Genomic DNA, 25,229 nt, shown 5'->3' on the forward strand with positions numbered 1-25,229 from the left:
TTGTGTCCGTGAACATCGCCGACCGGTACCGCCGTTTCATGATCCATCTGGTGCGCGCCTGCTGTCGAGGGCGATGGATCGTCGTGGCGGCGGCGGTCGCCTTCACCATCGTGTCAGCCTGGTTCGTGGCGACCAACCTGGCGGTGAACTCCGAAACCGAGGACATGCTGGACCCTGCCCTGCCCTTCCGTCAGCAGGCCAAGGACCTGCGGGCGGCCTTCCCCGAACTCAGCCGGACCCTTCTGGTGGTGGTTGAGGGGGAGACGCCGGAACTGGTGGAGCAGGCCGCCGGCCGTCTGGCCGAGGCCATGAGCCGGGACACGGTGTTCGACACCGTGTTCTATCCGGCGGCGGACCCCTTCTTTCGCCGTCACGGTCTGCTGTACCGCGATGTTGAAACCTTGGAGGATACGGTCGATCGCCTGACGGAGGCGCAGCCCTTCCTTGGCCCGCTGTGGCAGGACCCGTCCCTGCGCGGCCTGTCGGACCTGCTGGGCATGATGGCCCGGAACCCCGAGCGCCTGACCGACGATGCGGCGGCGCAGCTCAACGATATTCTGACGCGCATGGCGGCGGTGGCGGAGGCGCGGGCCGGCGATGATCCCACCGCAGTGCTGTCGTGGCGCGGCGTGCTCGGTGGAGGCGGCGCCGCGGCCGGAGAGGCGGCGACCGGCGTCGAGGTCGACGCGCAGCCGCCGGTCGCGACCGCCCCCGTCCGCCGCATCATCGTTGCCCAGCCGGAGATCGATTACACCGGCCTTGCGCCCGGCGCCACGGCCATCCGCACCCTGGAACGCCTGACCGACCGCCTGGACCTGGCGGCGGAATACGGCGTCGAGGTCCACCGTACCGGGCCGGTGGCGCTCGCCTACGATGAACTGCAGAGTGTGCGCACCGGCATGGGCCTTTCCGGCCTCATCTCTCTGGTGCTGGTGGCGGTGCTGCTGTGGTTCGGCGTGAAGTCGGTGCGCATGGTCATCTCGGCGCTGCTGACGCTGGTGATGGGCTTGATCTGGACCACCGCCGTCGGCCTGTTCGTGGTGGGCGCGCTGAACCTGATCTCCGTCGCCTTCGCTGTGCTGTTCATCGGCCTGTCGGTGGATTTCGGCATTCACTTCTCGCTGCGCTACAAGGAAGGCCGCGACCACGGCCGCACCCACGCCCAGGCTCTGGACGAGGCCGCCGGCGATGTGGGCGACAGCCTGACGCTCAGCGCCATCGCTGCCGCCATCGGCTTTTTCGCCTTCCTGCCCACCTCCTACGTCGGGCTGGCGGAGCTGGGGCTCATTTCCGGCATGGGCATGGGCATCGCGCTGTTGGCGAACCTGACCGTGCTGCCCGCGCTGATCTCCATCATGCACCCGCGGCGCATCCGCCTGCCGCGCGGCCCCTCGGCGCGGCTGGTGCGCACGCTGGAGAACCACCCCAAGACCATCGTCGGCGCGGCGGCCGGTCTCGCGCTGGTCGCAGCGGTGCTCGCGCCCTTCGTGTCCTTCGACTTCGATCCGCTGAACCTCAAGGACCCGGAGGCGCCATCGGTGCAGGCGCTGGACGACCTGATGGACGCCGGCGACCTGAACTTCTACGCCGCCCAGATTCTGGCCGAGGACCAAGCCGCCGCCGAGGACCTGGCAGAACGGCTGAGGACCCTGGAGACGGTGCAGGAGGCGAACACCATCGCCGCCAGCGTGCCGACCGAGCAGGAGGACAAGCTTTATCTGGTGGACGAGGCGGCCCTGGTGCTCGGCGCGGCCTTCGCCGCCGAACGCCGGCCGCAGCCGGAAGGCACGGCGCTTGAGCAGGCCGTTGCCGACCTGCGCCGGACGCTCGATCAGCTTGCCGAAGGCGCCGTGGATCGGCCGCAGACGGTGGAAGCGGCCCGGCGCCTGCAAGCCGTTCTGGGCCAGCTTCCGCCCGAGGAGGCCGAGGCGGCCCTCATGCGGACCCTGCCCAAGGTGCTGGACGACCTGAACATGGCGCTCGAGGCCCAACCCGTGGCGCTGGAGGACCTGCCGCCCGCCGTCACCACGCGCTGGCTGTCGCAGACGGGCCGGGCGCGGGTGGAGGTGGTTCCGGCCGTCGACGTCCATGACCGCTCCGCGCTGGCCGACTTCGTGGGCGAGGTGCGGTCGGTGGCGCCGGAGGTGACCGGCCCGCCGGTGACCATTCTGGAAGCCGGCCGCACGGTGCTGTGGTCGCTGTTCGAAGCCATGGCGATATCGGCCGCCGCGACGGTGGTCCTGCTGCTGCTGGTGCTGCGCTCGGTGCGCGGCATCGTCTACGTCTTTGCGCCGCTGGGGCTGGCAACGCTGATGACGGCGGCCGTGTCGGTGGTGATCGGCCTTCCGCTGAACTTCGCCAACGTGATCGTGCTGCCGCTTCTGTTCGGCCTGGGGGTTGCGAGCGCCATCCACATCGTGCAGCGCGCCCGCGCCACCGGCCGGGCGTCGGAGTTGCTGCATACGTCGACGCCGCGCGCGGTGGTGTACTCCACGCTGACCACCATCGGCAGCTTCGCCAGCCTGGCGCTCAGTGATCACGCCGGGACGGCCAGCATGGGCATTCTGCTGACGGTGGCCGTCGGCCTGACGCTGCTGTGCACCCTGGTGGTGCTGCCCGCGCTCATGGCCGTCGCCCCCCTGCGGCGGCGCTGGGACGTGAACATCGGCGAGTAGCGTGTATCTCGTCAAAAAAACGGCGGCCCGTGCGGACCGCCGTTTTCCCGATGATGCGGACGTGTTGCCCTACTCCCCGGCCGGAACCTTGCGCGGGCGGCCTTCCTTGGGCGTCGGGTCCGACGTGCGGCCGGTGCCCATGTCCTCGGGCAGCAGGCCCTGCGGACGTGTCAGCAGGATGACCTGCAGCAGGACAGCGACCAGCAGCACGCGCACCGCACCGGCCTGGGCCTGCCTCTCCGCCGGCAGGTAGCCGGTCGCAAGCTCCGATCCCGACCAGACGAACCAGATCAGCACCGCGCCCAGGATCGCGCCCTTGTTGTTGCCCGAGCCACCTGCGATGAGCATCACCCACACCAGGAAGGTGGCAAACAGCGGCTCGAACGCCTCGGGGCTGATGAAGCCGAAGTAGTGGGCGTACAGGCCGCCGGCCAGGCCCATGACGGTGGAGCCGACCACGAAGGCCTCCAGGCGGAAGCGCTGGATATTCTTGCCCGCCGCCATGACGCCGTTCTCGTTCTCGCGGATGGCGCGCAGCACGCGGCCCCAGGGGCTCTTGCGGGCGGCTTCCATGAGCACATAGACGACCGCCAGCACCACGATGACGCCGATCAGGAAGGCCAGCGGGCTGTCCAGCCCCAGCGGCTTGGGAACGGCTGGAATGCCGCGCACGCCGTTGGTCAGCCAGTCCTCGTTCTTCAGCAGCAGGCGGATGATTTCCGCGATGCCGATGGTGGCGATGGCCAGGTAGTCGGTGCGCAATCGCATGGTCACCCAGCCGATCAACACCGACAGCAGCCCCGACATGATGACGGCCACCACGAGGCCGACGGGCGTCGGCAGACCGAAACCGCCGATGAAGCTGTTGCTGGGGGCGGCGGTCAGGATGGCCGTCGAATAGGCGCCGATGGCGAAGAACCCGGCGATGCCGATGTTGAACTGACCGGTGAAGCCCCATTGCAGGTTGAGGCCCAGCGACAGAATTCCGTAGATGCCCGCCAGCGTCAGCAGCGAGATCCCGTAGAAAAGCAGTCCGGACAGTTCCATCACGCCTGCCCCTTGAAAATACCTTGGGGACGCCAGATCAGCATGGCGACCATGATCGCGAAGGCCACGGCCGGCTTGTAGACCGGCGGCATGACCATGGTGGACAGCTCCATGGCGATGCCGATCACCATGCCCCCGGCAATGGCGCCATAGGGCTTGCCGATGCCGCCCAGAATGGTCGCGGCAAACACCGGCAGCAGGATGTTCCAGCCCATCACCGGGTGAAGCTGGGCGTCCATGCCCAGGAACACGCCGGCGGCGGTCGCCAGGCAGCCGGCAAGGATCCAGGTCCACATTACCACGCGCTCGGCCGGAATGCCGCAGGCCGCCGCCAGGTCCACGTTGTCGGACATGGCGCGCATGGCCTTGCCCATCTTGGTGTGCGACAGGAACAGGTGAACCACCAGCACCAGCACGACGGCGCCGCCGACGATAAGCAGGTGGTCGGGCTTCACCACGATGTCGCCCCAGCGGTAGGGCATCTGGATGCCCTTGGTGAACACCTGGTTGTTGGGGCCGAAGATCAGCTGGATCAGGCTGCGCAGGCCCAGGGCCATGCCGAAGCTGGAGATCAGCAGGATGACGGGCGCGGTGCGCCGCAGCTTGCGGTAGATGGTCTGGTCGATGACCACGGCGATGACGGCGGTGATGGCCATGGCGATGGGCAGGGCCACCAGCACGGGCAGCCCAAGGCTGACGACGGCCAGTGCCGAGAAGGCGCCCAGCGTCATGATGTCGCCGTGGGCGAAGTGGGCGAAGCGCAGGATGCCGAAGATCAGCGACACGCCGATGGCGCCCAGCGTCAGGATGCTGCCTAGCACCACGCCGTAGACGAGCAGTTGCAGAAAGTCGATCACGATGAATTCCCCCGTCAGCCGCCCAGGAACACTTCGGACACTTCCTCGTTGGCGAGGAGGTTTGCGCCGGTGTCGGTGATGCGGTTGCGGCCGGTGGTGAGCACGTAGCCCCGGTCGGCGATGTGCAGGGCCTGGCGGGCGTTCTGCTCCACCATCAGGATGCCGACGCCGGTCTTGTTGATGGCCTTGACCTGCTCGAACGTCTGGTCGATGAACAGCGGCGACAGGCCGGCGGTCGGTTCGTCCAGCAGCAGCAGCTTGGGCTCCAGCATCAGCGCACGGCCCATGGCGACCATCTGGCGCTCGCCGCCGGACATGAGCCCGGCCTGCTGCTTGCGGCGTTCCGCCAAGCGCGGGAACAGATCGAAAATCCACTCCATCTGCTTGGAGTAGTCGTCTTTCCGCAGGTAGGCCCCCATTTCCAGGTTCTCCAGCACGGTCATGCTGGGGAACACGTTGCGCTCCTGCGGGACGTAGGAGATGCCCTTGCCGACCAGCTGGTCGGGGCGCAGGTGGGTGATGTCCTCGCCGTCGAAGGTCATGGTGCCTTCGTTGATCTTCAGCATGCCGAAGGCGGCCTTCAGCAGCGTCGACTTGCCGGCGCCGTTGGGGCCGATGATGACGACGATCTCGTCGCGGTCGGCGGTCAGGTCGACGCCGTTCAGGATGTTCATCCCGCCGTAGCCGCCATGGATCTGCTTGATGTCGAGAAGGCTCATGCTTCCACCCCGCCGCTCATGCCGCCGCCCAGGTATGCCTCGCGCACCTGCTTGTCGGCCTTCACCTCGTCCATGGTGCCCTGGGTCAGCACGGTGCCCTGGGCCATGACGACCACGGGATCGCACAGCCTGGCGATGAGGTCCATGTCGTGCTCGATGATGCAGAAGGTATAGCCGCGCTCCGTGTTCAGGCGCTGCACGGCGTCGGTGATCTTCTTCAGCAGCGTCCGGTTCACGCCCGCGCCCGGCTCGTCCAGCAGGACCACCTTGGCGTCGGTCATCATGGTGCGGCCCAGTTCAACGAGCTTCTTCTGGCCGCCCGAGAGATTGCCCGCCACCTCGTCGGCGACGTGGGTGATCTCCAGGAAGTCCAGCACCTCGTCGACCTTCTCGGCGATGCGCTTGTCTTCTGCCGACACGCGGCTCCGGCGGAACCAGGCGGAGAAGAGGCTTTCGCCCGACTGTCCGGCGGGCACCAGCATCAGGTTCTCGCGCACCGTCATGCGCGAGAACTCCTGCGGAATCTGGAAGGTGCGAACGAGTCCCTTGTGGAAGCGTTCGTGCGGTGCCAGGTGGGTGATGTCCTCGCCATCCAGGACGATGCGCCCCTCGGTCGGCGCTACGAAACCGGCGACGATGCTGAACAGCGTCGTCTTGCCCGCCCCGTTCGGGCCGATCAGGCCGGTCACGGACCCCTTCTCGATGTCGAAGGAACATGCGTGAACCGCCTGAATGCCGCCGAAGGACTTTGAGACGTTCTCGATCCGTATCAAAGTTTAACAGCTCCCTGTACGTCTTTCGGCCCTCTGGGGCCATTCGGGCGGTCATAGCGGAAGACACTCGCCATGACAATGCCGAATGCCCGACTGTTGCCAGGGGCGAACGAATGTTCCAACCCTTGGCAGGAGGCCACGTTCGGGCCATATAGGGGGGCCTTCAGGACAAACGGTGAATCGAACCCATGCACGAGATCGTCGTACGCGGCGCGCGCGAGCACAACCTTCAGAATGTCGACGTCACCCTGCCCCGCGACAAGCTGATTGTGATTACGGGGCTTTCTGGCTCGGGAAAGTCGTCTTTGGCGTTCGACACCATCTATGCGGAAGGTCAGCGGAGGTACGTCGAAAGCCTGTCGGCCTACGCGCGCCAGTTCCTGGAACTGATGCAGAAGCCCGACGTGGAAAGCATCGAGGGCCTGTCGCCGGCGATCTCCATCGAGCAGAAGACAACCTCCAAGAATCCGCGCTCCACGGTGGGCACGGTCACCGAAATCTACGACTACATGCGCCTGCTGTGGGCCCGCATCGGCGTGCCCCACAGCCCGGCCACGGGCCTGCCCATCGAAAGCCAGACAGTCAGCCAGATGGTCGACCGCATCATGGAGATGGGCGAAGGCACCCGCCTTTACCTGCTGGCACCCATCGTGCGCGGCCGCAAGGGCGAGTACCGCAAGGAGATGCGCGAGCTTCAGGCCAAGGGCTTCCAGCGCCTGAAGGTCGACGGCGAGATGTACGAGATCGACGAGGTCCCGGCCCTCAACAAAAAGCTGAAGCACGACATCGAGGTCGTGGTCGACCGCGTGGTGGTGAAGGAGGGCATCGAGAGCCGCCTTGCCGACTCGCTGGAAACGGCCCTGGAGTTGACTGAAGGCCTGGCGTTTGCCGAGGACGCAAAGTCGGGCGAGCGCACGACGTTCTCCGCCAAATTCGCCTGCCCGGTCAGCGGCTTCACCATCGATGAAATCGAGCCGCGGCTGTTCTCCTTCAACAATCCCTTCGGCGCCTGCCCCACCTGCGACGGCCTGGGCCTGAAAATGTACTTCGACCCCATGCTGGTGGTCCCGGACGAGCGCAGGACGTTGCGCCAGGGCGCCGTCGCGCCGTGGGCCATGACCGGACAGGTTTCCCCGTACTACCAGCAGGCCCTGCAAAGCGTCGCCGAGCATTTCGAGTGCGACATGGAGACGCCGTGGAAGGACCTGCCCGAAAAGGTGCGCGAGGTCATCCTGCACGGATCGGGCGGCGAGCCCATCCGCATGCAGTACCGCGACGGCACGCGCTCGTTCACCACCGAACGCCCGTTCGAGGGCGTCATCCCCAACATCGGCCGGCGTTACCGCGAGACCGAGTCCCAGAACATGCGGGACGAACTGGACAAGTACCGCGCCTCCGCCCCCTGCGAAGCTTGCAACGGCAAGCGCCTGAAGCCCGAGGCCCTGGCGGTTAAGATCGCCGGCGAGGACATCTCCGGCATCACCGACCTGTCCATCGGTGGTGCGCGCCACTGGTTCGAGACGCTTTCGCCGCACCTCAAGCCCCAGGACCAGGAAATCGCCAGCCGCATCCTGCGCGAGATCAACGAGCGGCTGACCTTCCTCAACAACGTCGGCCTGGAATACCTCACGCTATCCCGCACCTCCGGCACCCTGTCGGGCGGCGAGAGCCAGCGTATCCGGCTTGCCTCGCAGATCGGTTCGGGTCTGACCGGCGTGCTGTACGTGCTGGACGAGCCCTCCATCGGCCTGCACCAGCGTGACAACGATCGCCTGCTGGCCACCCTCAAGCGCCTGCGCGACATCGGCAACACGGTGATCGTGGTGGAGCACGACGAGGACGCCATCCGCTCCGCCGACCATTTGGTGGACATGGGGCCGGGAGCGGGTCTGCACGGGGGGACCATCGTCTCCCAGGGCACGCCGGACCATGTGATGAACGACGACGCCTCGCTGACCGGGCAGTACCTGACGGGCAAGAAGTTCGTGCCGGTTCCGGCGCAGCGCCGCACGGGCAACGGCAAAAGCCTGTCGGTCATCGGCGCCAAGGCCAACAACCTTCAGGACGTCACCGCCGACTTCCCGCTGGGCACCTTCACCTGCGTGACCGGTGTGTCGGGCGGTGGCAAGTCGTCGCTGGTGATCGAGACGCTGTACAAGGGCCTTGCCCGCACCCTGCACGGCGCGCGCGAGCATCCTGCGCCGCACGACCGCATCGACGGCATCGTGCACATCGACAAGATCGTCGACATCGACCAGAGCCCCATCGGCCGCACGCCGCGGTCAAACCCCGCGACCTATTGCGGCGCCTTCACGCCCATCCGTGACTGGTTCGCCGGGCTGCCGGAGGCCAAGGCGCGCGGCTACAAGCCGGGCCGCTTCAGCTTCAACGTCAAGGGCGGGCGCTGCGAGGCGTGCCAGGGCGACGGCCTCATCAAAATCGAGATGCATTTCCTGCCCGACGTCTACGTCACCTGCGACGTCTGCAAGGGCAAGCGCTACAACCGCGAGACCCTGGAGGTCACCTATCGTGGCAAATCCATCGCCGATGTCCTTGATATGACTGTGGAAGAGGCGGCGGAGTTCTTCAAGGCCGTCCCCGCCATCCGCGACAAGATGGAACTGCTCAAGCAGGTGGGCCTGGGCTACATCCACCTGGGCCAGCAGGCCACGACCCTGTCGGGCGGCGAGGCTCAGCGCGTGAAGCTGGCGAAGGAGCTGTCCCGCCGCGCCACGGGCCGCACGCTCTACATCCTGGACGAGCCCACCACCGGCCTCCACTTCGAGGACGTCCGAAAGCTGCTGGAGGTGCTGCATCACCTGGTGGACCAGGGCAACACGGTGGTGGTGATCGAACACAACCTGGAGGTCATCAAGACCGCCGACTGGATCATCGACATCGGCCCCGAGGGCGGCTCGGGCGGCGGCCGCATCGTGGCGGCGGGCACGCCGGAAGAGGTCGCCAAGGCCCCGGAAAGCCACACCGGGCATTACCTGGAGCCCTACCTGACCAACGTGGCGACCCGGCTGCGGGCGTGATGTTGGAAGTTGATAACGGATGTGGATTCCTGCTTTCGCGGCAATGACGGCGATTTAAGTATCGGTTCTGTCTACAAAAATATCCCGCCCCCCCAGCGAAAGCCGGGATCCATCTCCAGTCTCCTCACGCCCCCCGAATGATCTCCTCCAGCCGCTCGGCACGGTCGGCCGGTGCCGGGTGGGTCGACAGGAAGGCAGGCTGGCCGCCGCCCTGCCCCGCCATGCGGCGCCAAAGCTGCACGGCGGCGCGCGGATCGTAGCCCGCATCCGTCATCAGCCGCAGGCCAAGGCGGTCGGCCTCCAGTTCGTGCTCGCGCGTGTACGGCAGGGTCAGGCCGACCTCCACGCCCAGGCCGAGCACGGCGGCGATTTCCCGCCCATAGGCGACGTCGCCGATGTCCAGGAAGAACTCCACCGCCTCCAGCCCGAAATCCTTGGCGACGGCCGCGTTCATGCGCTCCTGCGCGTGTTCCGCCAAATGGTGGCCGATTTCGTGCCCCACCACGGCGGCGAGTTGCGCCTCTGTCCGGGCGAAGCGCATCATGCCCTCGAACACGCCGATCTTGTTGCCCGGAAGCGCGAAGGCGTTGACGGCGTCGCCCTCGAACACCTGCAACTCCCACGCCTGCGGGTCTTCGCCCATGGCGCGCAGCATGCGGCTACCGATGGTGTCCAGCACCTGATGAAAGCGTGCCTGGTCGGACAGCGGCGTCTGCTCCTTCAGTTGGCGCCAGCTCACCAGCCCCATTTCGCGCACTGTTTCGTCGCTGACCAGGTCGATCGGCCAGTCGCCGTCGTCACAGCCAGTCAGCGGCAGCGCAGCCAGAGCCGCACCGCCCAGCGTTAGCACGCGGCGCCGGGACAGCAAGCCACAGCCACAGGTCATCCTCTTACCTCTCATGGGGTTATGCCACCGTGTAAGGTGATGGCGCGGAGCCCTTGTGGCAAGCGCGCCGACGCCCAATAATCTTCCGCGTTCGCAACGATATCCATGGTTTACACGGCTGCCGGGCGATGCTTCGCTCTTGCTTGAAAAGACCGCCGGCGCCAGGAAGCCCTACATGAGCGATTCCGTTTCCGCCCCGCTCTCCTCCTCCACCGACGCCACGGCGGCCAGTGGGGGCGCGTCGCTTTTTCAGGCGGTCATGCTGTGCTGGGCCCTGCTGTTCGGCATGGGCCTGGTGATGCTGGGCACGGGCCTGCAGAGCACCCTGCTCGGCGTGCGCTCCATCCTGGAAGGTTTCCCGCCGGGCATCACCGGCATCATTCAGTCGGGATACTTCGCGGGCTTTGCCGTGGGATCGCTGTTCGCGCCCGGGCTGGTGGCGCGGGTCGGGCATGTGCGGGTGTTCGCCGCGCTGGCGTCCGTGGCGTCGATCGCCGTTCTGCTGCACACGCTCTACGTCGACCCCATCGTCTGGACGGCCATGCGCATCCTGACCGGCTTCTCCTTCGCCGGCCTAGTGGTGGTGGCGGAAAGCTGGCTCAACTACCAGAGCCAGAACGAGACGCGCGGCCAGATGCTGTCCATCTACATGGTGGTCTGCATGGCCGGCATGGGGGCGGGGCCGCTGCTGCTGAACATCGCCGACCCCGGCGGCTTCGTGTTGTTCGTGGTGGTGTCGGTGCTGGTGTCCGCCGCCCTGGTGCCCATCCTGCTGACGGTCGGCGGCGCCCCGCCTTTCGAAGCGCCGGAAAAGATGCGCCTGCGCGAGTTGTACAAGCTGGCGCCGCTGGGCATGACGGGCATGGTGGCCGCCGGCATGTCCAATGGCGCCCTGGTCGGCGTCGCCGCCGTCTATGCGCAGGAGGCGGGCCTGTCGCGCTCGCTGGTGTCGATCTTCGTGTCGGTGGCGTTGATCGGCGTCGTGATCGTCCAGTGGCCGGTCGGACGCCTGTCGGACCGCTACGACCGCCGCAAGGTGATGACCGCCGTCACCCTGCTGGCGGCCTGCGTCGCCGCCGTCGCGCTGGTCCTGGAGCCCGGCACCGTCCCCGCCCTGATCGCCGCCGCCGGTCTGGGCGGGCTGTCCTTCTCCATGTATTCGCTGGCCGTGGCGCAGACCAACGACCGGGTCCCCTTCAAGAAGATGGTCGGCGCCTCGTCGACGCTGGTGCTCATGTCGGGGCTGGGCTCCACCGTCGGCACCCTGGCGGCCGGTTTCTCGGTGGAGGCGCTGGGGCCGGACGGATTCTTCCTTTATTTTGTCGTGGTTCATGTGGCGCTCGGCCTCTATGCGTCCTGGCGCGTCGCCCAGCGCGACGCCGTGCCGGCCGAGGACCAGGCGCCTGCGGTCTACCTGGGCGGCTCCTACGCCACCAGCGCCGTCGCCACCGTGGCCGCCGTGGAGGTGGCCGAGGAAGCCTTTGAGGAACAGCAGGCCGAAGCAGCCGCCGCGGAGGCCCAAGAGGCCGAAGAGGCCGAGCACGGCCAGGACACGGAGCGCGACGCCTCATCCTCCTGAACACGCGAAGGCCCGGCCGGAAGCACATCCGGCCGGGCCTTCTCTATCTTTGTCCGCAGCGCGCGGCGGTCCGGGAGACTGGGGGACTGTCGATCAGGACCGCGCCGACTTGCGGGTCAGGAAGCTTCCTGCGCCTTCTTCTCGCGGGTGCGTTCCGGATTGGTGACGATGTCATAGCGGTGCGTGGCGCTGTCGATGGTCTGGCTGGTCAGGCCGCGCCAGAAGTCCAGGGCCTGCTGCTTCTGGAATGGGCCGTAGACCTCGAACTCGCGGCCCGGCGCCATCTCGGTGAAGCTGGTGTCCTTGTACTCGCCGCCGACGACATAGAACTGCTGGTCGGGCAGCTCGTCCTCGTTCTTCACGACGTAGCGGACCATGGCGTTGTCCACGGTCTGGCCGGTGATGGAACGCCAGAAGTTGTGGGCCTCCAGTTCGGTGAAGGGACCGTGCTTTTCCAGCTCCGTGCCCGGCGCCGGCTTGGTGAAGCTGGTGTCGGCGTATTCGCCGCCGATGACGTAGTAGGATTTCTTCATGACGCCCCGGTCTCCTCGATGACTGGCGATGAAACGACGGGGCCCTGTATAAGCCCTTCGGCCTTTTGTTGAAACCATGAACTTGGCCACCGCCGCCGGCCGCCGCGGGCGGCGGATCAGCCGCGCTGGACAGGCAGGCCCTGGCGGTTCCACTTCATCATGCCGCCCGCCACCACCTGCACGTTGCGCAGGCCCGCGCCCTTCAGCGTCCGCGCCGCCGAGGCCGCCCGGTTTGACGATTTGCATGCCAGGTAGACGGGCGTGTCGGCATAGGCCTTGAGGTCCTCGCTCAGGGTCTTGGCGCGGCTGGTCAGTTGCGAGATGGGCAGGTTCAGCGCGCCGGGCACGTGGCCGAGCGCATCATTGAACTCGTGCGGCTCGCGCACGTCGATGACCAGCGCGTCCTCGCCCGAGTCCAGCCGCTTCTTGACCTCGCGCGGCGGCACGAACGGCGCGCCCGCGATCAGCCGCGGGATGACCTTCACCAGCAGCAGGGCGGCAAAGCCCGCCGCGATGGCGGCCATGATGTCGCTGCCGAAGAATTGGCTGATGCCGTCGAGAAACTGGTCCATTGGAGGCTCCGAAGCGGTGGGCGGCCGCCCGGTTGGGGTGGGCCGCGAAAGGCGCACATAGAATGGGGCCGCGCGCGCGCAAGTCAACGCTGGACAGCGCCCCGCGCACCGACTACATGAGGCGCCATGTCCGATATTCGCCCTGTTCATATCATCGGCGGCGGTCTCGCCGGGTCCGAGGCGGCGTGGCAACTGGCCCGCGCCGGCGTTCCCGTCGTGCTGCACGAGATGCGTCCGGTCCGCCGCACCGACGCCCACCAGACCGATGGTCTGGCGGAGCTGGTGTGCTCCAATTCCTTCCGTTCCGACGACGACGACCACAACGCCGTCGGCCTGCTGCACTGGGAGATGCGCCGTGCCGGTTCGCTGATCCTGCGCTGCGCCGACGCCTGCGCCGTCCCCGCCGGCGGGGCGCTCGCCGTCGACCGCGAGGGGTTCTCCCGGGCCGTCCAGGCAGAACTGGAGGCGCACCCGCTCGTCACCATAGAGCGCGGCGAGGTCACGGGCCTGCCGCCGGAGGACTGGGACAGCGTCATCATCGCCACCGGCCCGCTGACCAGTGCTCCGCTGGCCGAGGCCATCGCCGCGCTGACCGGTGAGGACAGCCTGGCCTTCTTCGACGCCATCGCGCCCATCGTCTACAAGGACAGCATCGACTTCGACACCGCGTGGTTCCAGTCGCGCTACGACAAGGGCACCGGCACCGACTACATCAACTGCCCCATGAGCCGGGAGCAGTACGACGCCTTCCTGGACGCCCTGCTGGCTGCCGAGAAAACCGAGTTCAAGGAGTGGGAAGGCACCCCCTACTTCGAGGGCTGCCTGCCCATCGAGGTGATGGCCGAACGCGGGCGCCAGACGCTCACCTACGGGCCCATGAAGCCGATCGGCCTGACCAATCCGCACGATCCGACGGTCAAGCCCTATGCGGTGGTGCAACTGCGCCAGGACAACGCGCTGGGCACGCTCTACAACATGGTCGGTTTCCAGACCAAGCTGAAGTGGGGCGAGCAGAAGCAAATCTTCCGCATGATTCCGGGACTGCAAAACGCCGAGTTTGCGCGGCTGGGCGGAATTCACCGCAATACCTTCCTCAACAGCCCGCGCCTGCTGGACGAGCGCCAGCGGCTGAAGGCCATGCCGCGCCTGCGCTTCGCCGGCCAGATCTCAGGCTGCGAGGGCTATGTGGAAAGCGCCTCCATGGGTCTGGTCGCCGGTCGTTTTGCCGCCGCGGAACGCCTGGGGCTGGAGCAGGCGCCGCCGCCGCCGACCACCGGCATGGGCGCGCTTCTGGGCCACATCACCGGCGGGGCGGAAGCCGATACCTTCCAGCCCATGAACGTCAACTTCGGGCTTTTGCCCGACATTCTGCGCAATCCGGATACGGGCAAGAAGATCAAGGGCCGCGACCGCAAGGCGGCCTATACGGCGCGCGCCAAGAAGGACTTCACGGACTGGCTGGCGGCCTCCGCCCTGCCCGTTCCGGGCGACGACACGCAGGCCGCCTGACTGATCGCGATCAAGGCCTGCCCCGAAAACGAACGACGCCCCCGACCAGTATCGGGGGCGTCGTCGTGTCGGGGAAACGTGGTCGGGGACCGTCAGTGGAGGCTGCGCAGCCGATAGCCGTCGTCGTCAGTCTCGAACAGTTCACCCTCCAGGGCCGTGTGTGCCTCGGCGCTGCCGGACTGCCAGCCGCCCAGGCCCATCAGGCCGTGGAACATGAGACTGACGGCGATCACCCACGCTACGGCGGCCAGATGCTGGCCGAAAGTCGCATTTCTGGGATTCATTTCGCCCTCCGTCCCTCGGGATCGGTCTCAACCGGAACGGGAACACGTCCCGTCGTTTAGGCCCACGCTGTTAAAGTACGCCCGCAGCGAATCGGAATCAAGTCCCTGATTTACCGCCAAATGCGGCTTAACCGGTAGGCGTAGATACCACCGGACGACTCGTGGTCGTAGGACTCGGCATAAGACCGATATAAAGGGGTGCGCCCTACCCTCCCCCACGACATGATGTGGCGGAACTCCGCCGGCCCGTCGGTAAACCCTAGTACCGGCTCAGGAATGCCGCCGCGGTCAAACGGAGTGGCCGGACGTCGACGCGGCGCAGGTCGGGGTGGTACACGTTCCAGCCCAGCCGTTGCAAGCGCTTTAGATACCCATCGGCGAGAACGGCGGGCAAAAGCGCCGGAAGTGCGGCGCGGCTCACCCGCCCGCGGAGGCCGCGCGCCTCGGCCAGACGCGCCCGCGCCTCGCCCGCCAGGTCCCCGGCGACCGCAGCGATGGCATCGTGCGGCTTGCCGGCTGCCACCACGTATCCGTCGATGCCGCGCCCCGTCAACTCCGCTGCCGGCAGGTATACCCGGTTCTGGGCGGCGTGGAACGGCACCGCGCGCAGCAGGCCGGTGATCGCCCAGGCGGTGCCAACCGCGTCCGCCGCCGCCAGCGTCTCCTCGTCCGCGGCGCCCAGAACGCAGGCGGCAAGGCGCTGGACGCTTCCGCCGGTGTCGCAGGCATAGGACAGGAAGGCTTCGCGGTCCTCCGGCGGCTGGTCGTCCATGTCCCGCTCGCGCGCCTCCAGCAACGTCTCGAAGGGCTCGCGCGGCAGGTTGCGGCGCCGAATCGCACCGATCAGCGCTTCGGCCGTCGGATGCGTCGGCGGCGGCGTGTCCTTTTCGAAGACGCCCTCCAGCAGGTCACGCCAGAACTGCAGGCGCATGAGGCCCATCATGGGCTCGCTCACCTTTTCCCGGATGCCCGCCACATCGGCGTTGAAGGCGTACAGCGCGAAAAGGTCCTCGCGACGGTCCTGAGGCGCAAAAAGGGCCGTCATGAAGCGGTCGCGATCCTGGCGGCGCACCTCCTCTCCGATCATGGACAGGTCGGGGGTGCGCGGCTGTCGGGCGCTGTCGGGCATCTGGGTCCTTTCCTGTTGCGCGGGTTGCCTGTCGGCATCGTTTGGCGCGACGCGGCGTGCTGTGCCATATATAGGGTTCGTTTCGCTGAGAAAAGGCGTGCCATGTCAGGCTCCACCGCCTCCGCGCCGGACGCCGCACCGGCGACGGAGATCACCGAAGCCGTGCGCGCGGCGCTGTCGGGCAAGGGAATGGGCGACGAGAACTTTCCCGTCGCCTCGGCCCTGCTGGCGCGGCGGCACCGGCCGGTGGTCGCCGCCTACTACCGCTTTGCCCGCACGGCCGACGACGTGGCGGACTCCGAGACGCTGACGCCCGACGTCAAGGTGGCCGCCCTGGACGTCATGCAGGCGGTGCTGGAAGGGCGCGAGGACCCGGCCCTTTCGCCCGAGGCCGCCACCCTGCGCCCAATGCTGCACGAGCGGTGCGTGCCGCTGCGGGTGGCAAGCGACCTGTTGATCGCGTTTCGCGACGACTCCCGCGGGCTGACCTGCCGCACCTGGAGCGACCTGATCGCCTATTGCGAAAACTCCGCCAACCCGGTGGGGCGCTTCCTGCTGCGCCTGCATGGTGCCCCGGATGCCGCGGACCGGCCGTCGGATGCGCTGTGCACGGCCTTACAGATCCTCAACCACCTGCAGGACCTGCGCGAAGACTGGACGCGCCTGCATCGCCTCTATTTGCCGCTGGAGTGGATCGAGTCCGCCGGCGGCCATGCCGAGGACCTGGCCCGCATCCCGACGCCGGACCTGTTCCGGCCGCTGATCCTGGAGGCGCTGGACCGCACTGACGCGCTGATCGCCGAGGCCGACCGTCTGCCCGGCCATATCGGCGAGCGGGGGCTGACCATGCAGGCCCGCATGGTGGTGGAACTGGCGAGGCGTCTGTCCACCCGCCTGCGCCCCGACGCTCCCGAGACCGAGGACACGAAGGCAAGCCGCATTGACTGGGCCGCCGCCGCCCTGCGCGGTGCCTGGAGCGGGCTTGGGGGTCGGCCATGACGGCCGCCGCCACCACCGCGGGCCGTCCGGGCACGACCGGGGCGGGCGCCTTCACGTCCATCGGACGGATCGACGCCCTGGACTGGGCCCTGCCGCTTGTGCCGCGCGACCGGCGCGATGCCGCGCGCGCGGTGCTGGCGTTCAGGTCCGAGGTGCAGGCGGTCGCCGACGGAACGGCGCCGCGTCCGGAACGGCGTGGCCGGCTGGCGGCCTGGCGCCTTGAACTGGATGCGCTGGAAGCAGGGCTTCCGGCCACGCCGGTGACCATCGCCCTGCAACAGCCGCTCCATCGTCACCGCCTGCCCAGGGCGGAACTGGAGAACCTGGTGCTGGCCGCCGACATGGACGCAGGCGGCGTCATGGTGGCGCCGCCGCAGTGCGACCTGCGGCTTTACGCTCGGCGCTCGGGCGGGGCGCTGATCATCCTGTTGACCGCCGTCCTGGGCGACACCAGCCACGCCGCCGGCTGCTTTGGCCTGGCGCTGGGCGACGCGATGCGCCTGACCACGCTGCTGCGCGACCTGGGATCGGCCGCCCGTGCCGGGCGCCTGTGCCTGCCGCGAGAAGCCCTGGCGGAAGCAGGAATCGTTGCCGCCAGCACGGCCGAGGTGCTGGAGCATCCCGCCCTGGGCGCCGCCTGCGGGCCCGTGGCCGCGACCGCATCCGAACGCTTCCTCGACGCACGCCTCATGCTGCCCGAGGTGGCGCTGCCCGCCCGCCCCTTCCTGCGGGCGGTGCTGGAGGCTCACGAAGACCTGCTGGAGACGCTGCAGGCGCAGGGCCACGGCACGGTTTTCCCCCCGCTGCCTCCGCCCGGTCGGATGGCCCTGGCAGCCCGTGTGTTGCGGCATCGGCTCCGCGGTGCCGCATGAGCGGTCGGCACCTTCATGTCGTCGGTGCCGGCATGGCCGGCCTCGCCTGCGCGGTGGAGGCCGTTCGCGAGGGCTGGGCCGTCACCGTCCACGACAGCGCGCCGCGCGCCGGTGGGCGCTGCCGCTCCTACCACGACCCGGCGCTGGACCGGGTTCTCGACAACGGCAGCCACCTCATGCTGTCCGCCAACACCGAGACCCGACGGCTTCTGGAGACCACCGGTGGCTGGAAGCACGTGGTGGAGGTGACGCCGGCGGTGTTCGCCTTCCATGACCTGCGCGACGGCACGGCCTTCAGCGTCCGCCCCAACGCAGGCCCCCTGCCCTGGTGGATCTTCGCGGGCGGCCGCCGGGCGCCCGGTTCGACCGCCATGGATCACCTGAGCGCCCTGTGGCGGCTGTTCCGGGCTCCACAGGGCACCAGCGTGGCCGAGGCGCTGACCGGGCCGCTCTACGACCGCGTCTGGTATCCCATCGCCGAGGCCGTGATGAACACCGCACCGGCGGAGGCCTGCGCCGCCAGCTTTCGCGCCGTCGTCCGCGACAGCCTGCTGCGCGGGGAGCCGGCCTGCCGGCCGTGGCTCTTTCCCGAAGGCCTCGACGCCGCCCTGGTGGCACCCGCCGTCGAATGGCTGGAGGCGCGGGGCGCCGACGTTCGGCTGACGGACCCGGTGAAGGGCCTGGAGATCGAAGACGCCCGCGTCACCGCCTTGCGCACGCGGTCCGGCACCGTTCCGGTCGCGCCCGGGGATGTGGTTGTCTCCGCCCTGCCCGCCTTTGCGGCCGGCAGGCTGCTGCCGGAGTTGGCGCCCGAGGGGCTGGAGACGCGCGCGATCCTCAACGCCCATTTCCGCCTGCCGGCGCCCGTTGACCTGCCGCCGCCGGGGTTCCTCGGCCTGATCGGTGGACAGGCGCATTGGCTGTTCGTGCGCGGCGACGTGCTGTCGGTGACGGTCAGCGCGGCCGATGCGCTGGCGGTGCACGCCGACGAGGAGGTTGCGGCACGGCTGTGGTCGGATGTGGTGCGCGTGCCCGCGTTCTCCCACATCGGCAACCCGCCGCCGCCAAGCCGCGTTGTGCGGGAGCGAAGGGCGACGCTTGCCCATACGCCGGGCATCGATACCCGGCGCCCCGGTCCGCGCACCGGCCTCGGCAACCTGCTGCTGGCCGGAGACTGGACCGCCACGGGGTATCCCTGCACCGTGGAGGGCGCCGTAAGGTCCGGCGTAACGGCGGCGCGCACCGCAAGGACAATCCCCGCGCTGCACGGCCCGGTGGAGTGAGAGGGAATTTCTTCGCCACGAGGCTTGCAACATCGCGCCGCCGCGGCTTATCTAAACGCCTCGTTTAGACTCTTTCCAAAACCCGAATATTGCGAGGTTGGTAATGGCTTTCGAACTGCCCCCGCTGCCGTATCCCAAGGATGCCCTGGCACCGCACATGTCGGCCCAGACCCTGGAGTTCCACCACGGCAAGCACCACAACACCTACGTCACCAACCTGAACAACCTGACCAAGGACACGCCGCTGGCCACCCAGCCGCTGGAAGACGTCATCCACGAGGCCTGGAAGTCCGGCAACACCGGCGTGTTCAACAATGCCGCGCAGGTGTGGAACCACACCTTCTTCTGGCACTGTATGAAGCAGGGCGGCGGCGGTGAGCCGACCGGCAAGGTGGCCGAGAAGATCGACAGCGATCTTGGCGGGTACGCGGCCTTCAAGGAAAAGTTCACCGACGCCGCCAAGACTCAGTTCGGCTCCGGCTGGGCGTGGCTGGTCGCCAAGGACGGCAAGCTGGACATCATGAAGACCCCCAACGCCGAGAACCCGATGGTTCACGGTGCCACGGCCCTGCTGACCGTGGATGTGTGGGAGCACGCCTACTACCTGGACTACCAGAACCGCCGCCCCGACTTCGTCGCGGCGTTCCTGGACCACCTGGTCAACTGGGACCACGTGAACGAGCAGCTGGAAAAGGCCGGCGCCTGAGCGCCGACCGGACCGGCGAGTGGTTCATGAAAAAGGGCGGAGCCTCGCGGCTCCGCCCTTTTCCGTTGTCGGCCGCCAGGGCCGCCGCTACCGCAGCATGGCCACGCCGCGCCCGTCCAGGTGCGCCATGGGATCGACCGCCTTGGAGCCCTTGCGGATCTCGAAGTGGACCTGCGGGCGGTCGACATTGCCTGTCTGGCCCGAGTGCGCGATCACGTCGCCGCGCTGCACGGTCGCGCCACGCTCCACCAGAAGCTTGCTGTTGTGGGCATAGGCCGTCATCCAGCCGCCGTCGTGCTTGAGCAGCAGCAGGTTGCCGAAACCACGCAGTTCGTTGCCGGAATAGACCACCACGCCGTTCTCGGCCGCCCGCACGGGCGTCCCCTCGGGCACGGCGATGTTGATTCCGTCATTGTGCAGGCCCGCCCCGGCCGGGCCGTACTTGCTGATGATCTGGCCCTGCACCGGCCAGCCGAACCGCCCGCCGGAACGCGCCGGCGGCCGCGTGTCCACGGGAGCCGGCGGCGGCGAGGCTTCGGCCACCTGCGTCTCCGCGGGGCGGGGCGCCGCCCCGGTGGAGGGCGTGGAGGGCGTCTCCGGCGCCCGCTGGCGGTCCACCAGCAGCGGCGGCGGATCGGGCCTGCGGTCGCCGGACGACTGCGCCGCCCTCGGGGCCGGCACCGGCCCCGCCTGCGCAACGGCCGTTTCCACCCGCCCCGGCAGGACAAGCGGCTGGCCGGGATAGATGGTGTAGGGCGGCCGCAGTTCGTTCACCCGCGCCAGCGTGTTCATGTTGACGCCGAAGCTGCGGGAGATGCCGTAGAGGGTATCGCCCCGCGCCACTCGGTAGACCTCCTGCGCCGGCATGCGCAGAGTCTGCCCCGGATAGAGCATGTAGGGCGGATTGAGGCGGTTGATCTCGATGATCCGGCGCATGGGCACGCCGTAGCGCCGTGCGATGGCGTAGACGCTGTCTCCCCTCTGCACCACCACCTGCCCCGGCACCCGGCCGTCGACGACGGCCCCGCCTGCGGGCTGGTAGCCAGGATAGCGAGGCGCTGCATCCCATTGCACGCAGCCGCTCAGGGCCAGGCCGAGCGCGGCACAGGCCAGGATGCGGAAGCGCCGCCCGTGCGGCCGGCGCGGTGGCGATGGTGGGACGCGGGTCGTCATGGCCGACAGCCTATACGGGCTTGGCCCTCCGCTCAACGCGTTGTTGTCTCCGGTGATGTCAAAGCGCCTCAGCCGTTGCCGACGGGCAACCCTTCCACCAGCGGCACGAAGCGCACGGGGAACAGGCGCTCCACATGGGCCTGGCCGTCCTCGTCCTTGAGGACGCGCAGCAGGTCCTGGTCCTGCCCGGCGGTCGGGCCGACGGGCAGGATCATGATGCCGCCGGGCTTGAGCTGGTCCAGCAGCGTCTGGGGGATCTCGCGCGCTGCGGCGGCGGTGACCATGATGCGATCGAAGGGCGCCTGCTCGGGCCAGCCCCTGTTGCCGTCGCCGATGATGGTGTGGATGTTGTGCAGGCCGAGCTGGCGGAACCGCGCCTCGGCGACGCGCAGCAGCGGCCGGTGGCGCTCGATGGTGTAGAGCCGGCGGCACAGCTTGGCCAGGATCGACGCCTGGTAGCCCGAGCCGGTGCCGATTTCCAGCACCTTCATGCGCTTGTCCACCTGCAGCGCCTGGGTCATCTGGCCGACCACCAGGGGCTGGCTGATCGTCTGGCCGCAGCCGATGGGCAGGGCGCGGTTGGCGTATGACTGGTCCTGGTAGAGGTCTTCCACGAACAGCTCGCGCGGGATGCGCTCCATGACCTCCAGGACGCGCTGGTCGGCGACGCCCTGGCGGCGGAGTTCCATGATGAGCTGGGCCTTGTGGGTTTCGTCGATCACGAGAATACCTGCTTGAGCGACAACATGGTGGGCTGGTGCGTCAGGTCGACGCACAGCGGCGTGACGGCGATGACATTGCGGTGGACGGCCTCGATGTCCGTGCCGACGACGGTGGTGTCCTCGTTGCGCGCCGGGCCGATCCACACATAGGGCCGGCCGCGGGGATCGTGGCGCTCAATCAGGTGGTCGCCGAGCTTGCGCTTGCCCTGGCGCACCACCTCGACGCCCTTCACCTCGTCGGGGCCGCAGTTGGGAAAGTTGACGTTTATGGCGACGTTCCGCGCCCAGCCGGCGGCGCAGCAACGGCGGATGACGTCGGCGGCGTGGCTGCGCGCGGTGTCCCACGGCAGCGGGTCGGGGTGGCGGAAGACCTGCGACAACGCCATGGACTGCACGCCGAGCAGCGTACCCTCGATGGCGGCCGCGATGGTGCCCGAGTAGGTCACGTCGTCGCCGATGTTGGCACCCCGGTTCACGCCCGACAGCAGCAGGGTCGGCCGGCGGTCCTCGACCAGCCGGTTCACGCCCAGCAGAACCGCGTCGGTCGGCGTGCCGTCGACGGCGTAGTGCCGTTCCTTCACCTTGCGGTAGCGCAACGGGCTGTGCAGCGTCAGCGAATGACCGGCGCCGCTTTGCTCTCCTTCCGGTGCAATCACCCAGACGTCGTCGGTGAGCGTCAGGGCCACCTCTTCCAGCAACTTGATGCCCGGCGCGTTGATGCCGTCGTCATTGGAGATGAGGATGCGGGCTTCGGACAGATCGGTGATGGGCTCGAACATCGCAGGCGGTGCCTCATGGCCCGCGCGCCTCGCGTCGACGGTCGGCGGCGCGGTTGGTGGTGGGTGGGACTGAAGCGGAGCCGGCCGCACCGCCAGAACCCGCAAGCGGGCGGCGGCGCGGCACCGGCGTCACGACTGGTTGAAGTCGGTCTCGTCCACGCCGTCGGCGTCAAGCTCGTCGAAGGCGTCATCCCCCAACTGCTCCTCGCGCTTCTTCTGCATCATCGTGACGGTGACGATGGAGATCTCGTACAGCGCGATGAGAGGCAGGGCAAGGCCCACCTGGCTGATGACGTCGGGCGGCGTCAGAATGGCCGCCATGACGAACACGCCGACGATGGCGTACTTCCGCTTGGCCTTCAGCCCGTCGGCCGTGACCAGCCCGGCGCGGGCCAGCAGGGTCAGCACGACCGGCAGCTGAAAGCTGATGCCGAACGCCAGAATCAGCTTCATCACCAGGCCCAGGTACTCGCCCACCTTGGCTTCCAGCTCGATGGGCAGCACGGTCTCGCCGGCGCCGGTCTGGAAGCCCAGCAGGAAGCGCCAGGCCATGGGGATGATCAGGTAGTACACCAGCGCCGCGCCGATGGTGAAGAGGATCGGGCTCATCACCAGGAACGGCAGGAAGGCCTTTTTCTCATGGCGGTAGAGGCCCGGGGCCACGAAGCGCCAGAGCTGCCATGCGATGATCGGGAAGGCCACGACGACGCCGCCGAAGGCACCGACCTTGATGTAGGTGAAGAAGGCTTCCGTCAGCGCCGTGTAGATCATGCGCTGGCTGCCGCCGACCTCGCCCATGATCTCGGCGAGCGGCGCAACCAGGAAGCCGTAGATATATTCCGCGACGAAATAGCAGCCGAAGAACGCCACCAGGAAGGCGACGACGCAGTACAGCAGGCGTTTGCGCAACTCGAGCAGATGCTCAAGCAGCGGCATCTTGTTCTCTTCGGGATTATCCTGAATGGTGCCCATGGATCAGGCGCCCTTCTCGCCGCCGGCCGACCGCTGCGGCTCCGTGGAGGCAGCGGCTGCCTCGGGCTCGCGGGCATCGGCCGAGGACGAGGCCGACGACGCCTTGGCGGCCTCGGCCGGCTCGGCTGCGTCCGCGATGGGGCGGGCCGGGTCCTCGGTGGGGCGGGTCTCGGTGGCGGTCTTGGTCTGACGGGGCACGCTTTTCAGGTCCAGATCCTTGCGGGCTTCGTTCAGGTCCCTGGTGAAGTCGCCGGTGGGATCGACCTCCTTTTCGATCTCGCGACCGAGGTCCATGCGCTTGGCCTTGTTCAAGCCGTCGCGCACCTCCTGCAACTCGGCCTCGCGCACCACGTCGTCCAGGTGTCCCTGGAATTCCCGCGCCATGCCGCGGATCCGCTTGACCCACTTGGCGACGGTGCGCATGGCCGTGGGAAGTTCCTTGGGGCCCAGGATCAGGACCGCCAGGACGACGATCATGCCCAGTTCAGGCCAGCCCAAATCGAGCATCAACCAGACCTTTGAAGAGAGACGGCGGCGGCGGCACGGTTTGCAGGTGACCTTTGAAAGGCCGCCTCCAGCGACCGTGCCGCCCCTTCACCGAATAGGGTTGCGGGGAGCCCCGGGCATCAGCCCTTGGCGGCTTCCTCGTCGCGTTCCTTGTTCACCGAGGTGGTGTTGCTCGTGGCACCGCCCTCGATGGTCTTGGGCTCGGACTTCGCTTTGTCCTCAGACCCTTCGTCGTCTTCCTTCAGACCCTTCTTGAAAGCGTTGACGCCCTTGGCGACGTCACCCATCAGCCGCGGAATCTTGCCGGCGCCGAACAGGACCAGGACCACCAGAAGGACGATGACCCAATGCCAGATGCTGAAAGTACCCATGAACGTTTCTCCGAAGCTGACTGTCTGCGCCGCAGCAAAAAAGCTTGCGGATCATCGCAGAAAGACCCGTCCGCCGCAACACACAGGGCGGGCCTGTTTTTGCTAATGAGCCTCGCCCGCCGGGTAGACGAAGACGAGACTGTCGTCGAGCCCCACCTCGAGCCGTTCATCCGGCGGCGGCAGGTAGCGGCCCGGCACCCGGGCGTGCAGGTGCAGTCCCGCGCCTCGGTCCGGCACGTCGACCGACAGATGCACGAGGCTGGACCGGCCCAGCATGCGCGATGCCAGAACCCGTCCCACGACGGACGGCGATGACCCGTCCTCGATGGCGGTCAGCCTGAGCGCTTCGGGGCGCACCATCACGACGGCCTCGGTGCCGTCCTTGAGGTTCCCGGCGTCCAGCGTACCGAGCGGCGTGTCCAGCCGCCCGCCCCGGACCGTCCAGCGGAACTCGTTCACTTCTCCGAAGAAGCGGGCCGCGAAGGCCGTCTTCGGATAGCAGTACAGTTCCACCGGCGTCCCCATCTGCACGATCCGGCCGCCGTTCATCAGGGCGATGCTGTCGGCCATGAACATGGCTTCCTCCGGGTCGTGGGTGACCATCACCGTCGCGACGCCGGTATCCTTGAGGACATGCAGCGTCTCGTCCCGCACCTGATCGCGCAGCCGGCGGTCGAGGCCGGAGAACGGCTCGTCCAGCAGCATCAGCTTCGGCGCCGGGGCCAGGGCCCGGGCCAGGCCGACGCGCTGCTGCTGTCCGCCGGACAGCGTGTGCGGATAAACCTGCATATAGTCAGACATGCCCACCTGGGAAAGCACGTCCCGCGCCCTTTCCTGCTTTTTCTGTCGGGACATCCCCTCAAGCCCGAAAGCCACGTTTTCCGCAACCGTAAGGTGCGGGAACAGGGCGTAGTCTTGGAACAGGAACCCGACATTGCGACGCTCCGGCGGGACGAAAGTGTGCGGGTCCGCGACCTTCGTGCCGGCCACCCTCACCTCGCCTTCCGTCGGCGCCTCCAGTCCGGCGGCGATGCGCAGCGTCGTGGTCTTGCCGCAGCCCGAGGGGCCCAGCAGGCACAGGAACTCGCCGGGCCCGACAGCGAGGGTCACGCCGTCGACCACCGGCTTGTCGACCTCGTAGGCATGGCGAACCTCGGTCATCACCAACCCCGCCTTGTCGGGGTCGACCTTGTCGCGGAAGGGCACGGGGCGGATGGGCGCGATCTTCATGACGAGGTCCTCGG

24 protein-coding genes are annotated in these 25,229 nt (G+C 68.0%); 8 read left to right on the top strand and 16 right to left on the bottom strand.

The genetic code is table 11. The features are described from left to right. The first annotated feature begins 8 nt into the window (after positions 1-8). Complete coding sequence (locus tag LG334_RS11980) at positions 9-2,675, top strand: MMPL family transporter (protein WP_404378405.1); 2,667 nt, start codon at positions 9-11, stop codon at positions 2,673-2,675. Between the two features lie 69 nt (positions 2,676-2,744). Here the strand turns inward: LG334_RS11980 and LG334_RS11985 are convergent, their stop codons facing one another. Genes LG334_RS11985 through LG334_RS12000 form a run of 4 tightly spaced genes read right to left on the bottom strand, consistent with a single transcriptional unit; the run spans position 2,745 to position 5,987 of the window. Next, entirely contained in the window at positions 2,745-3,722 is a 978-nt protein-coding gene (locus LG334_RS11985; RefSeq protein WP_404378406.1) for a branched-chain amino acid ABC transporter permease, read from the bottom strand. Further along, positions 3,722-4,579, bottom strand: a complete 858-nt coding sequence (locus LG334_RS11990; protein WP_404378408.1) for a branched-chain amino acid ABC transporter permease — start codon at positions 4,577-4,579, stop codon at positions 3,722-3,724. The genes LG334_RS11985 and LG334_RS11990 overlap by 1 nt, the downstream gene beginning before the upstream one ends. A 14-nt stretch (positions 4,580-4,593) precedes the next feature. Then, positions 4,594-5,298, bottom strand: coding sequence for an ABC transporter ATP-binding protein (locus LG334_RS11995; protein WP_404378409.1), 705 nt, complete (start codon positions 5,296-5,298; stop codon positions 4,594-4,596). Further along, positions 5,295-5,987 carry an ABC transporter ATP-binding protein gene (locus LG334_RS12000; protein ID WP_404378411.1) on the bottom strand — a complete coding sequence of 231 codons (693 nt, stop codon included), beginning with the start codon at positions 5,985-5,987 and terminating at the stop codon, positions 5,295-5,297. The genes LG334_RS11995 and LG334_RS12000 overlap by 4 nt, the downstream gene beginning before the upstream one ends. 272 nt (positions 5,988-6,259) lie before the next feature. Here LG334_RS12000 and uvrA point away from each other — a divergent pair, with 272 nt between their 5' ends. After that, positions 6,260-9,109 carry an excinuclease ABC subunit UvrA gene (gene uvrA / locus LG334_RS12005; RefSeq protein WP_404378412.1) on the top strand — a complete coding sequence of 950 codons (2,850 nt, stop codon included), beginning with the start codon at positions 6,260-6,262 and terminating at the stop codon, positions 9,107-9,109. 124 nt (positions 9,110-9,233) lie between these two features. Here uvrA and LG334_RS12010 read toward each other — a convergent pair whose 3' ends face one another. After that, the gene (locus LG334_RS12010) at positions 9,234-9,995 is read right to left on the bottom strand and encodes a M48 family metallopeptidase (RefSeq protein WP_404378413.1); all 762 of its coding nucleotides are present in this window, start codon (positions 9,993-9,995) and stop codon (positions 9,234-9,236) included. 175 nt (positions 9,996-10,170) lie between these two features. Between LG334_RS12010 and LG334_RS12015 the strand changes: the two genes are divergently transcribed. After that, positions 10,171-11,574, top strand: coding sequence for an MFS transporter (locus tag LG334_RS12015; protein WP_404378415.1), 1,404 nt, complete (start codon positions 10,171-10,173; stop codon positions 11,572-11,574). A 116-nt stretch (positions 11,575-11,690) separates the two neighbouring features. Here the strand turns inward: LG334_RS12015 and LG334_RS12020 are convergent, their stop codons facing one another. Beyond that, entirely contained in the window at positions 11,691-12,107 is a 417-nt protein-coding gene (locus tag LG334_RS12020) for a DUF4170 domain-containing protein (protein WP_404378417.1), read from the bottom strand. Between the two features lie 116 nt (positions 12,108-12,223). Further along, positions 12,224-12,679, bottom strand: a complete 456-nt coding sequence (locus LG334_RS12025; RefSeq protein ID WP_404378419.1) for a rhodanese-like domain-containing protein — start codon at positions 12,677-12,679, stop codon at positions 12,224-12,226. A 126-nt stretch (positions 12,680-12,805) separates the two neighbouring features. Here LG334_RS12025 and trmFO point away from each other — a divergent pair, with 126 nt between their 5' ends. Continuing rightward, a complete protein-coding gene (gene trmFO / locus LG334_RS12030) occupies positions 12,806-14,188 on the top strand; it encodes a methylenetetrahydrofolate--tRNA-(uracil(54)-C(5))-methyltransferase (FADH(2)-oxidizing) TrmFO (protein ID WP_404378421.1) in 1,383 nt (460 codons plus the stop codon). A gap of 92 nt (positions 14,189-14,280) precedes the next feature. Here trmFO and LG334_RS12035 read toward each other — a convergent pair whose 3' ends face one another. Further along, positions 14,281-14,472 (bottom strand): hypothetical protein, encoded by a 192-nt coding sequence (locus LG334_RS12035; RefSeq protein ID WP_404378422.1) that lies wholly within the window; start codon positions 14,470-14,472, stop codon positions 14,281-14,283. Positions 14,473-14,731: 259 nt separating this feature from the next. Continuing rightward, positions 14,732-15,601, bottom strand: a complete 870-nt coding sequence (locus LG334_RS12040) for a phytoene/squalene synthase family protein (protein WP_404378423.1) — start codon at positions 15,599-15,601, stop codon at positions 14,732-14,734. Between the two features lie 102 nt (positions 15,602-15,703). On the opposite strand from LG334_RS12040, the gene LG334_RS12045 reads away from it, so the two are divergent. The 4 genes from LG334_RS12045 (at position 15,704) to LG334_RS12060 (ending at position 19,461) form a co-directional block, all read left to right on the top strand. Beyond that, positions 15,704-16,600 carry a squalene/phytoene synthase family protein gene (locus LG334_RS12045; protein WP_404378425.1) on the top strand — a complete coding sequence of 299 codons (897 nt, stop codon included), beginning with the start codon at positions 15,704-15,706 and terminating at the stop codon, positions 16,598-16,600. Further along, complete coding sequence (locus tag LG334_RS12050) at positions 16,597-17,472, top strand: phytoene/squalene synthase family protein (RefSeq protein ID WP_404378427.1); 876 nt, start codon at positions 16,597-16,599, stop codon at positions 17,470-17,472. The genes LG334_RS12045 and LG334_RS12050 overlap by 4 nt, the downstream gene beginning before the upstream one ends. After that, a complete protein-coding gene (hpnE, locus tag LG334_RS12055) occupies positions 17,469-18,755 on the top strand; it encodes a hydroxysqualene dehydroxylase HpnE (protein ID WP_404378428.1) in 1,287 nt (428 codons plus the stop codon). The genes LG334_RS12050 and hpnE overlap by 4 nt, the downstream gene beginning before the upstream one ends. Before the next feature lie 103 nt (positions 18,756-18,858). Beyond that, complete coding sequence (locus tag LG334_RS12060) at positions 18,859-19,461, top strand: superoxide dismutase (protein WP_404378429.1); 603 nt, start codon at positions 18,859-18,861, stop codon at positions 19,459-19,461. A gap of 87 nt (positions 19,462-19,548) precedes the next feature. Here the strand turns inward: LG334_RS12060 and LG334_RS12065 are convergent, their stop codons facing one another. From LG334_RS12065 to LG334_RS12095, 7 genes are all read right to left on the bottom strand, one after another. Beyond that, positions 19,549-20,634, bottom strand: coding sequence for a LysM peptidoglycan-binding domain-containing protein (locus tag LG334_RS12065; protein WP_404378430.1), 1,086 nt, complete (start codon positions 20,632-20,634; stop codon positions 19,549-19,551). A 68-nt stretch (positions 20,635-20,702) separates the two neighbouring features. Beyond that, on the bottom strand, positions 20,703-21,323 hold the full coding sequence (locus tag LG334_RS12070; protein ID WP_404386366.1) for a protein-L-isoaspartate(D-aspartate) O-methyltransferase: 621 nt from the start codon (positions 21,321-21,323) through the stop codon (positions 20,703-20,705). Between the two features lie 29 nt (positions 21,324-21,352). After that, positions 21,353-22,135, bottom strand: coding sequence for a 5'/3'-nucleotidase SurE (gene surE / locus LG334_RS12075; RefSeq protein WP_404378432.1), 783 nt, complete (start codon positions 22,133-22,135; stop codon positions 21,353-21,355). Positions 22,136-22,264: 129 nt separating this feature from the next. Continuing rightward, a complete protein-coding gene (tatC, locus tag LG334_RS12080) occupies positions 22,265-23,107 on the bottom strand; it encodes a twin-arginine translocase subunit TatC (protein ID WP_404378434.1) in 843 nt (280 codons plus the stop codon). Between the two features lie 3 nt (positions 23,108-23,110). Further along, entirely contained in the window at positions 23,111-23,614 is a 504-nt protein-coding gene (gene tatB, locus LG334_RS12085) for a Sec-independent protein translocase protein TatB (protein WP_404378436.1), read from the bottom strand. A 119-nt stretch (positions 23,615-23,733) separates the two neighbouring features. After that, positions 23,734-23,985 carry a twin-arginine translocase TatA/TatE family subunit gene (locus LG334_RS12090; RefSeq protein ID WP_009540067.1) on the bottom strand — a complete coding sequence of 84 codons (252 nt, stop codon included), beginning with the start codon at positions 23,983-23,985 and terminating at the stop codon, positions 23,734-23,736. A gap of 102 nt (positions 23,986-24,087) precedes the next feature. Continuing rightward, complete coding sequence (locus LG334_RS12095) at positions 24,088-25,215, bottom strand: ABC transporter ATP-binding protein (protein WP_404378438.1); 1,128 nt, start codon at positions 25,213-25,215, stop codon at positions 24,088-24,090. Positions 25,216-25,229 lie beyond the last annotated feature (14 nt).

The organism is Caenispirillum salinarum, assembly GCF_044803115.1.
GTDB lineage: Bacteria > Pseudomonadota > Alphaproteobacteria > Rhodospirillales > Rhodospirillaceae > Caenispirillum > Caenispirillum salinarum_A.